At 37.0% G+C, this 14911-nt stretch carries 14 protein-coding genes; 2 read left to right on the plus strand and 12 right to left on the minus strand.

Annotated elements, in window-relative coordinates; all coding sequences use genetic code 11:
* Positions 1-9 precede the first annotated feature (9 nt).
* Genes V6E76_RS10200 through V6E76_RS10220 form a run of 5 tightly spaced genes read right to left on the minus strand, consistent with a single transcriptional unit; the run spans position 10 to position 5207 of the window.
* The gene (locus V6E76_RS10200) at positions 10-1695 is read right to left on the minus strand and encodes a DNA translocase FtsK (RefSeq protein ID WP_247352545.1); all 1686 of its coding nucleotides are present in this window, start codon (positions 1693-1695) and stop codon (positions 10-12) included.
* 15 nt (positions 1696-1710) lie between these two features.
* Positions 1711-2295 (minus strand): YtpR family tRNA-binding protein, encoded by a 585-nt coding sequence (gene ytpR, locus V6E76_RS10205; RefSeq protein ID WP_247352548.1) that lies wholly within the window; start codon positions 2293-2295, stop codon positions 1711-1713.
* Positions 2296-2306: 11 nt separating this feature from the next.
* Positions 2307-3125 (minus strand): DUF1444 family protein, encoded by an 819-nt coding sequence (locus tag V6E76_RS10210; protein ID WP_247352550.1) that lies wholly within the window; start codon positions 3123-3125, stop codon positions 2307-2309.
* Positions 3126-3140: 15 nt separating this feature from the next.
* Positions 3141-4130, minus strand: coding sequence for a PTS sugar transporter subunit IIC (locus tag V6E76_RS10215; RefSeq protein ID WP_247352551.1), 990 nt, complete (start codon positions 4128-4130; stop codon positions 3141-3143).
* A 3-nt stretch (positions 4131-4133) separates the two neighbouring features.
* Positions 4134-5207 carry a M42 family metallopeptidase gene (locus tag V6E76_RS10220; protein ID WP_247352554.1) on the minus strand — a complete coding sequence of 358 codons (1074 nt, stop codon included), beginning with the start codon at positions 5205-5207 and terminating at the stop codon, positions 4134-4136.
* Positions 5208-5277: 70 nt separating this feature from the next.
* Here V6E76_RS10220 and V6E76_RS10225 point away from each other — a divergent pair, with 70 nt between their 5' ends.
* Positions 5278-5574 (plus strand): hypothetical protein, encoded by a 297-nt coding sequence (locus tag V6E76_RS10225; protein ID WP_247352556.1) that lies wholly within the window; start codon positions 5278-5280, stop codon positions 5572-5574.
* 14 nt (positions 5575-5588) lie between these two features.
* Here the strand turns inward: V6E76_RS10225 and V6E76_RS10230 are convergent, their stop codons facing one another.
* The 7 genes from V6E76_RS10230 to V6E76_RS10260 form a co-directional block, all read right to left on the minus strand.
* On the minus strand, positions 5589-6782 hold the full coding sequence (locus V6E76_RS10230; RefSeq protein ID WP_247352558.1) for an aminotransferase class I/II-fold pyridoxal phosphate-dependent enzyme: 1194 nt from the start codon (positions 6780-6782) through the stop codon (positions 5589-5591).
* An 84-nt stretch (positions 6783-6866) separates the two neighbouring features.
* Complete coding sequence (trmB, locus tag V6E76_RS10235; RefSeq protein ID WP_247352560.1) at positions 6867-7499, minus strand: tRNA (guanosine(46)-N7)-methyltransferase TrmB; 633 nt, start codon at positions 7497-7499, stop codon at positions 6867-6869.
* A gap of 19 nt (positions 7500-7518) precedes the next feature.
* Positions 7519-8310, minus strand: coding sequence for a phosphotransferase family protein (locus V6E76_RS10240; protein ID WP_166626806.1), 792 nt, complete (start codon positions 8308-8310; stop codon positions 7519-7521).
* A gap of 307 nt (positions 8311-8617) precedes the next feature.
* A complete protein-coding gene (pepV, locus tag V6E76_RS10245) occupies positions 8618-10024 on the minus strand; it encodes a dipeptidase PepV (RefSeq protein WP_247352562.1) in 1407 nt (468 codons plus the stop codon).
* A gap of 124 nt (positions 10025-10148) precedes the next feature.
* Positions 10149-10835: a hypothetical protein gene (locus tag V6E76_RS10250; protein ID WP_247352564.1), complete on the minus strand. Its 687-nt coding sequence runs from the start codon at positions 10833-10835 to the stop codon at positions 10149-10151.
* Positions 10836-10916: 81 nt separating this feature from the next.
* Positions 10917-11600, minus strand: coding sequence for a pseudouridine synthase (locus V6E76_RS10255; RefSeq protein WP_247352566.1), 684 nt, complete (start codon positions 11598-11600; stop codon positions 10917-10919).
* Positions 11601-13238 carry a polysaccharide biosynthesis protein gene (locus tag V6E76_RS10260; protein ID WP_247352568.1) on the minus strand — a complete coding sequence of 546 codons (1638 nt, stop codon included), beginning with the start codon at positions 13236-13238 and terminating at the stop codon, positions 11601-11603. It abuts the gene before it with no gap.
* Between the two features lie 82 nt (positions 13239-13320).
* Here V6E76_RS10260 and V6E76_RS10265 point away from each other — a divergent pair, with 82 nt between their 5' ends.
* Positions 13321-14577: a BaiN/RdsA family NAD(P)/FAD-dependent oxidoreductase gene (locus V6E76_RS10265; RefSeq protein ID WP_247352570.1), complete on the plus strand. Its 1257-nt coding sequence runs from the start codon at positions 13321-13323 to the stop codon at positions 14575-14577.
* Positions 14578-14911: the final 334 nt, after the last annotated feature.

Here is a 14911-nt window from a genome sequence, read left to right on the forward strand (position 1 = left end):
ACCAATCTTTCATCGATTATTATGTTTTATGTGATCAAACACACTTTGCCTTACACTGTTATCAATTGTTCCAATCGACACACGGTTTGGCTTATTAGAAGTCGGAATGACAACTAACGTATCGTTACCTTCTGTCAACTCATGTGCAGTATTTACCGCACCATTATCTTTGTCGAAGAAGGAAATTTTTGTTTGCATTAATTGTAAAAGTTCATATCTAATGCCATTATCTTTATTTTTAAAGTTTGCCAAAACATGTATTCCTAAGGGCTTGCCTTGACGTAAAATTTGCACGAGTGCCCTTGGGACATCAGCGTTTTCATTATTAATTAATGTTTCCAAGTCATCAATAATAACGACCATCGTTGACTTTTGGCTTTCATATTTAACACGATTATTATAACTTTGAATATTTCTTACATGTGCACGTCTAAACTGAACGTTACGTTCATTAAGTTCAGTTAAAATTTCCAACAAAGCGTCGGGATGTGATGGACTAATTTTAGAACCAAAAGCATGAGGTACATCTAGATAATCATCATAGTCATCTGATTCTGCAACAACAGATGTATTTAGGTCATGAGGGTTATGATTCATTAATAATGACAACATAATATTATCGATTGGATGCACATCGTAATTCGGCTGATTACCATATATTAAAATATGACCGGCCTTAGATAGCTCGTATGAGAAGATTTTATCATCCACTGTTTTTCCTACAGCAAATTTTAAATCATTCTTCCTAAGTTTTAAGCTACTAGATTCAAATAATGTTCTAAAATGAATAGGGCTCACATCTTGTAAAGGTACTTCTAGGCCGATGTTCGATGCTCCGATTAAAGAAGACATAATGCGTAAATGTTCTAAACCGAGCGCTTCTTTTAGTGCCTGATTTAAACGCGGAATATTAGACACTCTGAATGAACGATTAAGTTTTACTTCATAGCGTCCTATAATACCATTAGATGTGTAATCAATCACTCTACCCTCCACATCTAGTGTATCAAAAGCTTGATTGATTCGTTCACTTAATGACTTATCCATTTCTTTATAGTGACTATTTTGTGCCTGACCTAATATACTCACACCAGGTTGGCTCACGTTTGGTCCAACCCGTTTAGCCGACACCGCTTGTTGCTTTTGTTTTAAGCTATTTTGTTTAGAACCTAATACACTCAGAGCATCGTTGTCTTTTTTCGTTACGGTTGCCCCTGTTCTTTTCACTTCACCATTCGCTTTTTGTGCCTTACGCTTCTTCTCTTCAAGCGCTAAATCTAAACGTCGTTGTTGCTCTTTACGCTTAAGTACATTCTTACGCTTTTCTTTTTTCTGCCTTTCTTTAACAATGTTGTCAACAATGACAGAATTATAGTTCTTAAATTTTTCTAAATATCTTTCGCGCTCATCTACAGGTTCTGTTTTTTTGTTTAGGCCGTGGATCGCAGATGGCACTTCTCTCGCTTTTAAGATTGTATAACGTGTGGGTCTTTTAACAGATGGTTTTGTATCTAGATGCCTTGACTCTCTTTTAGGTCGCTTAACATAGTCAGGTGTCGAATTAGACGGAGTCTCGACACTACGATCATCATTTACTAGATTTGAACCATCTAAATCCATAGGAAATTTAAAAGTTTCCTTCTTTTCTTCTTTATTAGAGCGTTCTCTGTTAAACTCACGCCTTCTTCTAGTCATTTCATCACACCTTTACTAGACTGAAAAAATTTGTCCGACATTATAACTATCATCGAGGATGTAGATACCTTTTACTCCGTCATCTTCTAAGTTCAATTCCTTTTTAGAACAAATCATACCGTTTGAATTTACACCACGTAAGACGGACGGCTTAATATAAAGACCATTTGGCATAATGGCACCATTACATGCCACGACAACTTTTTGTTCTACATCAACATTCGGTGCGCCACAAACGATCTGTAATAGTTCAGTGCCTACATCAACTTTTGTTACATTTAGTTTATCAGCATCTGGGTGTGGTGTCTTCTCTATTACTTTACCTACTATAAATTTAGGCTTTAGATCAAATTCGAGAGACTCAATATCATTTTTTGATAAAAGTTCGTTGATTAAAGGCACCATTTTTTCATAGTCTCTGTATGATGCATCTAAATCGTCAAAATGACTCGAAGCATTGAAGATATTTAATCCAATAACTTCATTGCCATCTTTGATTAATGTAATATCACCTTTTGTATCATAAGAAACTGTATCTGCTTTTTTCATCGTGACAAGTAAAACATCACCGATATGGTCTTTATTGTATGTGATTCTCAAAAGTATTCCCTCTATTCTTTGTCATTTTTCTTTTTATTATAGTTCTTTTGTTTCCCTAAAATAAACACTGGTTGAAGCTTATCTCCGTCATAGGAGAACGACAGCGACGTAATTGGTGTTAGACCTTCTGCAAAATACTGCATCATCATTTGGGCCATTATGTCATAGCCAACATTATTTTTACAATCTGCAATAATCAACACATCTTGGTGTGGCAGTCCGACTAACATTTCACCTTCTGTTTGACCCAACATATCATTTAAAAAATCAACATTTAATATTCTAGAAGCGTCATAACCGTCATTGTGATTGACGAAGTAAAAGTCATTTTCTTGAATCGTTTCCTTCTTCAAGTCGATTTTTAAATTTTTTAAGTTGTTATTTGCAAGCACCTTCATGTCTTCTTTTGACATACTCATATCTTCTAGAAGATTTTCATCAATGAGTCGATAGCTCTTATCGAAATCAATCGCATAATAGATATTGGTTTCATTCGTATGTTCTTCAACAATAAAGTGTTTACCATCCTTGGTTTCTTTTGGGAAACTAGTCGCACGAATGACCGGGTAAACCATCGCTTCTTTTGGATCGATCGTTTCTTCACCCATTCTTCTGAGTGATTCATCAATATAATAAACGATTTCATCAATGAGGGAATCATCATTTTTCGCCTTTGTTAAAGCTTTAGACAAGGCTACTGTGATACCCTTATTGTTATCAGTTCTCTCAACTCTGAGTGTTTCTTCTTCCCTATCAAACTTTTCATTAAACTCAAGATTTTTTTCATTCAATTTTTCAATAATTAAGTTTTTAAATTTATATATATTCATGGTGACCTCCTACATTTATTTTCCTAAACGTATCACTTGATCTCCCGCTTTTATAAAGCCGAAGTGACTAAACAGCTTATAGAATATCAAAGTAATAATCAGAGGTAAAATAATATGAAATACTGATATCAAAACGATTGTTGATACTGACAAGCCCATCGTTTCAATCGCCATTATTTGACCAACAAAACCGCTCGTTCCCATTCCTGCCCCAGCAGCATTGTTAGCCATGGGGAAAAACACAGTCATAATCGGTGCAATGATCGCACTCGATAATACTGGTGGTATGATGATAAATGGATTTCTTAAAATATTTGGCACTTGTAACATCGATGTACCTAGACCTATAGAGATCACACCAGAAATACCATTATCTTTATAGCTCATCGCAGCTAATCCGACCATGTGACAACAGCATCCAATCACTGCAGCTGCTGCTGCTAAACCGTTTAAATCTAACATCAAGGCCAAGGCAGCGCTAGATAAAGGTGCAGTGAGTGTCACTCCGAAAACGACACTGACCAAGACACCCATAACAAAAGGCTGCTGGTCTGTTGAAAACACGATAATGTCACCAAGGCCTGTCATCACGCCACCTACAGCCTCACCAATAAATGAGGCACTAAAGAGTCCGATTGTTAAGGTTAATAAGGGGGTGATGATGATATCAAGCTTTGTCTTACTCTGATATAACCTTGCGAGCTCGATAACAATCAGCGCCACGATATAAGATGCTGCTGCACCACCTAGGTCATAAGCATATTGACTGACTGCAAGTGTTGAAAATATAACAAGTGGCGGCGATTTTAAACCATAAGCTATTGCTGCACCAATGGCGGCACCTGTAACACTCTGAGCCGCGTCTCCTATGGCTGAAAATCCACTTAAAAAAGGGATATATTGAGCGATAGTATTAATGATCAAACCGATGATTAAGGAGCCAAACAAGCCTAGCGCCATAAAGCTCATCGCTTCGATAAACCATCGATGTAAAATTTTCTTCATCGTTTATCCTCTTAGTTCTTCAATTGTTTCTCTATTTGATTTTTTAATTAGTTCAGTTAACAATTTATTTGCATGAAGATAATCTTCGTAGTTAATAATCGAGTTTGCAGTATGAATGTAGCGGGAACAAATTCCGACAACAGCACTCACGACACCATCATTAGATACATGGATGCTCCCTGCATCTGTTCCACCTGGTGAAGTGTAGTATTGGTATTTAATATCGTTTTCTTCAGCTGTATCTATTAAGAATTGTCTCATCTTAGGCGCTAAAATCATCGTTCTGTCCATCAGTCTCAATAATGTACCTTGTCCAATTTTACCCATGTCGTCTTTCTTACCTAACATGTCGTTTGCTGGTGAACAATCAACAACATAAGCAATATCTGGCTGTACTAAATTCGCACTTGCTTTCGCACCACGAAGACCGACTTCTTCTTGAACATTTGCTCCAATGTATAAGTCACAATCTAAATCTACACCCTTCAGTGCCTCCAAAACTTCAATGGCAATTAAGCAGCCATAACGATTATCCCAAGCCTTAGCAAGTAATTTCTTCTCATTTTTAAGTACTTGGAAATCAACTTTAGGTACAATTGAGTCGCCTAAATTAATTCCCATCTCTAGAAGTTCTTCTCTAGAATCTGCACCAACATCAAGTAGCATGTCCTCAATTTTAGTTTCCTTATTATTTCCTCGTCTAAAATGAACTGGGACACTACCAATTACACCAGCAATTTCCTCATTATCTGAAGTTCGAACACTAAAACGCTGACTTAACAAAACATCTGTTGACCATCCACCGAGTGGCGTAAATTTTATGAATCCATTATCTGTTAACTCAGTTACCATGAAGCCAACCTCATCCATGTGTGCGGCTACCATGACCTTAGGTGCATTCTCTTTCTTACTTCTTTTAACTGCAAAGATACCTCCAAGACCATCTTGGATGAGTTCATCTGCATTGTCCTTTAACTCTCTTCTCATATAATCTCTAACTTGATCTTCAAACCCTGGTGCACCGTGAAGTTCCGTTAAAGTTTTCATTCTTTCTAAAGTCTTTTGTGATAGTTCCATAAAATTACCCCTTTTTCTTGTTATTTCCCTTATATTCTATGGTAAACTGAGCTTTAAGGAGGATGTACATATGAAGCGTAATTTAATTATATTTACATTATTAGCTGTGACTGTAGTTCCATTAATTGTGTGGTTGAGTCTACATCGTAGAGTCGACACTAAGAAAATTGTTGATAATCTTCATTTACAATTTGAGAATATTTCATTTATCTCATTAGACTATCAAGCAGACGGAAGAAACCGTTTCGGACTTAACACAAATACAATCAGTGGGGTTTTACATGTCGGTAACGATGACAACGCTGTGAAGTATAACTTCCTAGCTGACCCGTATACAGCTGAAATCATGGAGATTACTATTCAGTAATCTCCATGATTTTTTTATTTTATCTGTTCGAAAGTTTTTCTAATTCTTTCTAAACCATCTTCAATTCTGTATCTAGGTGATGCTGCGTTAAATCTGAAATGCTTATTTTCATGATCTAAATACAACTTACCTGGTGAAACAGCAATGCCCCCTATTTCAACAAGTGCTTTGTGAACGAGTTCAGCATCCAATCCTGATTTTTCAAAACTAATCCACCCTAAGTAAGTCGCTTTAGGAATATCAAAAGATAAATCATCAGCAAGATGTTCATCGATATAATCGCTAATATATTTAAAATTGCCCTCAATATAAGCGTTCAATTCATCCATCCATTCACCGCATTCATTATAAGCGGCTTCGATTGCTACTAAGGCAAGGCTGGAGGCTGTATTTACGTTATAGCGTCCTCCCATAGCTTTATTAATATCCTGTGTAATATTTCTATCTTTAGTAAGGAAATATGAATGAGGTAAGCTTGCCAGGTTAAACGATTTACCAAGGCCAGTTGTAATTAAGACAGGATCATTTTCATTGATTAAGGAAACCATTGATACAAAATCTTCCTTAGGTCTAACAAAGTCCATATGGATTTCATCGCTAATCAAATATACATTATTGTCCTGACAAATACGTTTAATAGTTTCTAATTCCGCCTTAGACCAAACTTTGCCTGTCGGATTATGAGGATTACAGTGAATATAAAGCGTGACTGAATCATCTTCACAAAGTTTAGTGAAGCCTTCTACGTCTAGGAAGTATTCTTTAACTTCAGCATCGTAAATTAATGGGGATTCAACAATCTTTCTATCATTTCCTTTAATTAAATTAGGGAATGAATTATATGAAGGTGTCGTTAGTATAACGCCGTCTCCTTCTTCAGTCACTTGTCTGATCACTTCACCTACGGTGTATAAAACTGAAGCTGCATAGTGGATATTATCATTATCAAGCTCGACATTAAAACGAGTCTTCCACCAATGTTTAATGGGCCCATAAAAACGCTCATTCTGCCACATTGTGTAGCCGAAGATTCCATTATCTAGACGCGCTTTAATCGCATCGCGAATCACTTCGGGTGTTTGGATATCCATATCTGCAATCCAAAAAGGTGCTAGGCCAGTCCGTCCAAATAGGGCTTCTGTGCCATCATATTGCACACTATATGTACCTTCACGCGTGGTCTGTTTATCAAAATCGAACTGTGTCATAATATTCCTCCACTCTATTCTTCTTATCCTATTATTTTAACATTCTTTATAGGATAATACACGAATATAAAAAAGCACCCTTCCTTAGAAAGATGCTTGTATCCAGTATATTTTATGTCCACGGCTTGAGAACTTCTCCTCGTACTCAGTTCTGATATTATCTTCTGGTTCATTATCATGTACATCCAGATTAAGAGCTTGGAATCTCATACCAAATGCATTCATCGAATGTAAACTAAATTCAAATAGCCCTCTATTATCAGTTTTAAACTCGACAATAGAATCGTTTTTTAATATTAATTTATAGGACGATAAAAACCCACTGTGTGTCAGCCTTCTTTTCGCATGGCGGTTTTTAGGCCAAGGGTCTGAAAAGTTCAAGTAAAGTTTGTCCACTTCATTAGGGTTAAAGTAGTCCATAATCTTATTAGCATCAAGCAGTACTAACCTTAGGTTATCTAATTCTAAGGCTTTTACCTTTTCAACAACACGAATCATAACATTCTTGTCGAGCTCAATACCGACGAAATTGATATCTGGATTTCGACTTGCCAATGTTGTAATAAAGGTCCCCATACCTGTGCCCACTTCGATATGAAGCTCACGGTCAACTGGAAAGAAGTCCTTAATCTTTTTAGCATATTCATTATTAATATCCACAAGATGAGCGTTTGACTCTAAGTAGTCAAACGCCCATGGTTTATTGCGCATTCTCAAACGTATTCACTCTTTCAATTTAAATAAGACGGTCTTTCTCCATCACTTTTGACAGGAATAAAATCCAATCGTTCATTTCTGTAAATCGTTTACGGTCTTCATACCATTGAATCATCGTAATCGCCTGAACAAACGTGTACCACTTCATACGTGCTCTTAAGTCGTTTGTTAATTCAACGCCGTAATTGTCAAGCCAAGTTTGCCATTCTGAATGATCAACATAAGGATATAAAATCATTCCTAAATCAATCGCAGGGTCAGCAATCATTGCACCTTCCCAGTCCACTAGGAATAACTCATCGGTATCGGACAATAACCAATTGTGATGATTAACATCACCGTGACATACTCGACAATCCTTAACATCGATTGTAGGCACTCTGTTCTCAAGATATTGGATCGCGTCTCTAACAACATGGTGAGCATTCACTTTCGGTGACAATGATGACTGTATTTTGTTTAGTAAAATTTCCGGAAGCATTGGTTTCATGCCCAATCGTTTTAACATGGTGAGCAACTGACGAGACGTATGAATTTTATTCATTAAAGCAGCGACTCTTGCACCACCCATGTCTCTTTTTGTCAACTCCCGGCCGTTTTTCCAATGCTGCGCTGTAACAACTTCTCCCGTCTCGATACGCTTCGTCCAAACAAGTTTAGGGACGATGCCTTCGGCGGATAAGGCAGCAAGGAAAGGACTGGCATTGCGCTTTAGGAAGAGTTTTCTACCATCTTGTTCTGCTTTGTAAGCTTCCCCAGATGGGCCTCCTAAAGGATCTAACTGCCAGCCGAGCTGATAGAAATGATCCAATTCTCACACCTCGTTTCCTCGTTCAAATAAAAAATGCGCTAGCAAGTATTTGGATAGCGCAAATTTAGTTCGTGTTTAAAATCTTATATCGTTTATGGCTTTATTTCAAGAGCAAAAGAATGAATACTTTTGCCAACTCAATGTTAGTACTGAATAAATGTGATTTTACCTAAGATTTTATTAAATAGAAAAACTAAATGTTGTTAAACGTTAACTTTTCACCGAACATTTAAATCTCTTAAATTAATAAATAGCATATGCAAGTATACCAGTTTTTATAACTAAATTAAATACTTTATTGAATAGATTAATGTTTAACTGCCAATCGATACATCGCTTCTATATAGATCGCAGTAGCTAAAATCAACTCATCTATATCCATATGCTCGTCCTTTTGATGCATTGTATCTACTGTGTTTTTAAACATTGCACCAAAGGCAACTCCGCGTTTTAAGGTACGTGCGTATGTACCGCCGCCAATGGTAAATGCTTCTCTCGTATCATTTACATGTTTTCGATAACTATCTAAAAGTGTCACAACTAGGTCATCATTCTTATCGACATAGTGTGGTGCTTGATCTTGAATATCTTCTATATTAAATCCTTTTTCATTAATTAAGTCCTTAAAAGCTTCGATTCCTTTTTCAAAATCTAAACCTTGTGGATATCTTAAGTTGATACCAAAATCGCCACCGTCAACCTCAGTATAGTTAATCATTCCAGTATTGACACTAACTTCACCTAATTCTTCGTGCTGATGTGCCATGTTAAAAGCTTGCCCCTTAAAATTATCGAAGATATAGTCATTTGCAAAACTTACAAATTGACGCCCGTTAGAATCGAGTTCTAGAGTATATAAGAATCGTAATAGCTCTATACCTGCATTAATTCCTTCTTCTGGAGTCGAACCATGCGCACTTTGTCCCTGTAACTCCAGTTTTAAAAAGCCACCATCTATTTCGTAGTCTCCGGACAACTTAGTTTTTCTTAAATAGCTTTCAAATGATTGAATCACGGCACTCATGTTAACAAGCACTTTTAATTTAGCCATAGCAGATTCTGGGACCATATTATAGCGTTCTCCAGATATAAATGCTTTAAGCTCAATATCACCATCGATGAACTCATCTTCCAGTTCAGTTTGGACTATATTGAAAGAAGTGATACCTTTTTCACCGTGAATAACTGGAAACTCTGCATCAGGAGAAAAACCAGCACTCGGCATTTCTTCAGTTTCAAAATATCTCGTTGTACATTCCCAATCCGATTCCTCATCCGTACCAATGATAACCCGAACACGTTGGTTGAATTCATAACCCTCAGCCTGAAGAATTTTTAAAGCATAATAGGCTGCCATTGTCGGTCCTTTATCATCTTGGACGCCACGCGCGTATATTTGATTGTCCCTTATCACAGGCTCAAATGGTGGCGTTGTCCAACCAGAACCAGGTGGTACAACATCTACATGCCCTAAAATACCGAATAGGTCATCACCTTGACCAAATTCTATGTGCCCCGCTAAATTACCAACCATTTTCGTTTCTTGCCCATCTCTCTTACCAAGATCAAGCATGTATTCCAAAGCTTTTTTTGGCCCATGGCCAACTGGAGCATCTACTTCACTTTCCCCTTTTACACTGTCGATTTCCAACAGTCCCATCAGGTCTTTGATTAATTCATCTTTATACTTGTTAGCTAACTGTTTAGCATCCATATTATGTAACCCCCAAAGTATCATTACTTATATTATATACTGAGTTAATACATCATTAAAAGAAAGAAGGGAAATCTCGAGCTCCCGAGATTTCCCTTTCATTCGAATTATAAAATTCTAATTCTTATTTTTCATTTTTCTTTTTGTCAGTTACGACATGAACGTTATGGTTTTCGTTATAGTCACCTTCATCTACAACTACATCAACGTTGCTTTCTTTTTCAGCTTGTTCTACTTCTTTTTCAACTTCATCGCTTGATAATCCGCCTTCATCTGCAAGTGTAGATTCTCTTTCAGCTAAATCATCAGTGTTTTCAGAATCTGGCTTAGCATCTACTGCTTCATTAGAATTATCCTTAGCTTTCTTCACTTCTTTTTTTGCTTGGTCTACTTGTTCTTTCCCTTTTGCTTTTAAGTTTTCCTTATAAGCTTCTGGGTCTTCTTTTGCTTTTTGATATTCATCTTTAGCCTTATTTTGTACATCTTGTGCTTTATTTTTAGCAACTTCTACTTGTTCGCTTGCTTTATTTTGTACATCTTGAGCTTTAGCAGTTGCTTTTTCCTGTACATTTTGAGCATAAGCTTTAGGGTCTTCTTTTACTTTACCGTATTCTTCCTTTGCTCTTTCCTGTACTTCTTGTGCTTTAACCGTTGCTTTTTCTTGGACGTTTTGAGCATAAGCTTTAGGATCTTCCTTAGCTTTGTTATATTCAGCTTTTACAGCATCTTTATTATCAGCTAATTTTTTTGCAGCATATGCAATACCAAGTACTGCCCCGACTCTAAATACAAAATTAAATAATTTTCCCATTTTGATACACCTCATATTCTTGATTATAATTCTTTTGCTTAATATGAAATATACCCTGCATTAACAAAGGTAAACTTAAATTTACAATTTTTTTATTTCATCTGTTGTTAAGTGACGCCATTGCCCTTCTCTTAATGATTCATCTAGGTCAAGTGACACAAATTTAACACGTTTTAAGGCGATAACTTCATTATCCAAGGCTTGAAACATTCTTTTAACTTGGTGAAACTTTCCTTCACTGATGGATAGGTGAAGATGGTGCGCATCGATTTGCTCAACTTGAGCTGGCTTCGTCTTAAAATCTTTCAACTGTATGCCGTTTTCCAAGTGTTCAACATCCTTGTTATCAACCTGATTTTTTAAAGTGACATGATAGGTTTTAAAGTGTTCATTTTTAGGCGATAAAAGGCGGTGGGCAAGTTTTCCGTCATTGGATATTAATAAAAGCCCTGTCGTGTCCTTGTCTAAACGACCAACCGGAAACAGCTCTTTTCTTTGAGGATGGTCTATTAAATCGATGACTGTCTTTGTTGGTCCTTCCTCCGTTGACGAGATAACACCAGTTGGCTTATTCATCATAAGATAGATATACTCTTCTAAATTTACGCGTTCATCTTGGAAAGTGATTTCATCTTCATAAGTGACTTCAGCTTTCACTTGCTTTTCAATCTGACCATTCACTTTTACCATGCCCTTACGGATCCACTTGCCAACCTCTTTACGGCTACCAATGTTTGCGTTCGCAAGATATTTATCCAGTCTCATTTATAAAAACTTCACTTTCCGACGAATTTTCATAGCGCGTTCACCTAACACTTCATCTGCAATACCTGTTTTAAAGGCAATAAGCATATAAACTAATACTCCTATAGGTACTGTGATCACTAGAGCAATCACTGCAGTAACTGTCGTCAGTGGTTGGTTCATATTCATCAGTAATAAGTAGTATACGACTTCAACAACTAATGTCATTGCTAATGCTAAAACTATAATTTTAAAGATTGGCATCACGAAGGCACTAAAACGAATCTTACCGTATTTTTTAATAATAATTAAGTTCATAATTACACCAACTCCAAGTGCAATCGCTGTACCCATAACTGCACCCACTGTGTAGAAGTACATCACCAATGGAATATTTATTACAGCTTTAACGATTAACATGATGATGACTACATAGAAAGTATGGCTCTGTTTATCGATACCTTGAACAATTGAACAAGTAACAGAAAACAGTGAAATAATGATACTGACCGGTGCATAAATCGTAAGTATCATAATACCAACCTCGTTGTAGCTATAAAAGGCAGTATAAATTGGTGCAGCAAGGATCATCATACCAAGTCCTGCTGGAATCACGAAAAATAGCAGCATTAAGATCATCGATTTTACTTGACCATGTACATTATCAAATAACTTCTGCTGATAATTTTTCGTTATAAAAGGTAAAATAGTAATTGCAAAGGCTGATGCAAAGGAAGTTGGTATCATTACCAATTTATGTGTTGTTAGGTTCAACATACCAAACCATGAATCCTGCAAGGACCCAGGCACACCTGCTAGGGACAATGCATTATTGTGTGTCATCTGATCGATAAATAATAAAACTGGAATACTGACACTCACAATAATAAACGGTAAGCCGTAACGTATAATTTCCTTATACATCTGCCCGTAAGATAGACTGATACCACTCGTATCAGTGCCGATTTGTTGTTGCATCATTGGCTTACGCTTTCTCCAAAAAACAGCAAGTGTGAGTGTTGCACCAATTGCTCCGACAAAAGCCGCGAAGACAGCAATTTGGTTAGCGGTTTTTATAGATCCATCTAAGACGTTAATAACAACAAAAGCTCCAGTTAGAAGGACAGCAATTCTTAAGATTTGTTCAACAACTGATGATGCACTTGTTGGACCAAATGATTCATGTCCCTGGAATATTCCACGCCATGTTGCCATGAATGGAACGACAATGACTGCGAAACTAACCACTCTGATAACACTTGTGATGTCTTCAGCACTCCATCTATGGTCACCACTACCACCAGCGGCACTCTGTGCTTCGGCGATATATGGTGCTAGGAAAAACAGTGCTAAAAAGGCAATGAAGCCTGAGGCCATCATCACAATCAAACTTGATTTATATAATTTCCGACTTGTTTCATAGGCACCTAGTGCATTATATTTAGCCACAAATTTAGACACAGCACCTGGTACACCTGCTGCTGCGACTGATAACATAATTGTATATGGCGTGTATGCATAACCATATAAAGCTAAATTTTCTTCTCCACCCATAATGCTGTAAAATGGGATGAGATAGAGCATACCTAATATTTGTGTTGTGAATGTTGCGGCCGTGAGTAAGAACGTGCCGCGAAACATCTTCTTCTGATCCGACATAATTAACCCTTCTTATCTATATTAAACATACAAATTATTATAATGTATTAGATTAAACTTTAAAACTAAAAGGAGCAAGAAAATGTACGATACGATAGTCATTGGTGGTGGCGTGAGTGGTATTATGGCTGCTTATGCTGCAAGTTTAAATAATAATAAAGTCCTACTGATTGAAAAAAACAAAAAACTTGGTAAAAAGCTACTGATTTCAGGAGGTGGACGTTGCAATGTAACAAACCGTCTGCCATATGAGGAAATCATTAAACATATTCCAGGTAATGGTAAATTTCTCTATGGTCCTTTTTCTGTCTTTGACAACGAATCTATCATTCGTTTCGTAGAATCTAACGGTGTGAAATTAAAGGAAGAAGACCATGGCCGTATGTTCCCAGTGTCAAATAAGGCACGGGATGTATTGAACGTCTTCTTAGAGAAGCTAGAAGAAAATAAGGTGACCGTACAGTATTCTACTGAAGTGCAAGCTGTTTTATCCGAAGATGGTCGCATCACAGGTGTCAAAACGACGGATAATCAAACCATTTATTCAAAAAATGTGATCGTAACAACTGGAGGGAAAAGTGTCCCTCAAACTGGATCTACAGGCGATGGTCATAAATTTGCTAAAACACTTGGGCATACAATTACTGAGTTATTTCCAACTGAAGTTCCAATTACTTCAAATGAAAAATTCTTTAAAGATGGCACACTTAAAGGAATCTCCTTAGATGATGTTGCCCTTTCTGTTTTAAAGAAAAATGGAAAGCCAAGAATTACCCATCAAATGGATATGATTTTCACTCACTTTGGAGTCAGTGGTCCAGCGGCCCTTCGTTGCAGTCAGTTTGTCTACCGTGAACAACAAGCTCAAAAACGTCAGGATATTACCATGCAAATCGATTTCTTCCCAGATATCTCAGAAGGTAAATTAACTGAGGATATAAACAAACTCATTAAAGATAATATCGATAAAAGCCTCAAAAATATCTTAAAGAATATGCATCAAGAACGATTGATTACCTTTATGTTGGAATACTTAGACATTGATATGAATAATAGTGGTCACCATGTTTCCAATCAAGAACGACAAAAAATTGTCGAATTCTTTAAACGTTTTAGATTTACCGTCAATGGTACACAATCTATTGAAAAAGCCTTTGTTACAGGTGGAGGTGTAAACCTAAAAGAAATTCAACCATCCACCATGTCATCCAAGCTGGTTGATGGCCTACACTTTGCTGGTGAAGTTTTAGATATCCACGGTTATACAGGGGGCTATAATATTACGAGTGCCCTCATCACCGGTTATACTGCTGGCTACCACTGTTCACACAGGGATTAATGAATAGATTGGGTTAGAAGGTCAACGGTGAAATGGTGTTAGCCTCCAAACCGACTAGGAGTTCAACGGCAAAACGATGTTGACCTTCAAACTGTTTAGAAGGTCAACGGTGAAATGGTGTTAGCCTTCAAACCGACTAGGAGTTCAACAGCAAAACGATGTTAGCCTCCAAACCGATTAGGAGTTCAACGGCAAAACGATGTTAGCCTCCAAACCGATTAGGAGTTCAACAGCAAAACGATGTTGACCTTCAAACCGACTAGGAGTTCAACGAAGAATTGCCGTTGACCATCTAACGCATCATCATCAAAATTCGTACAACATTAAAGAAAAG

The organism is Jeotgalicoccus huakuii (assembly GCF_036665975.1).
GTDB classification, from domain to species: domain Bacteria; phylum Bacillota; class Bacilli; order Staphylococcales; family Salinicoccaceae; genus Jeotgalicoccus; species Jeotgalicoccus marinus.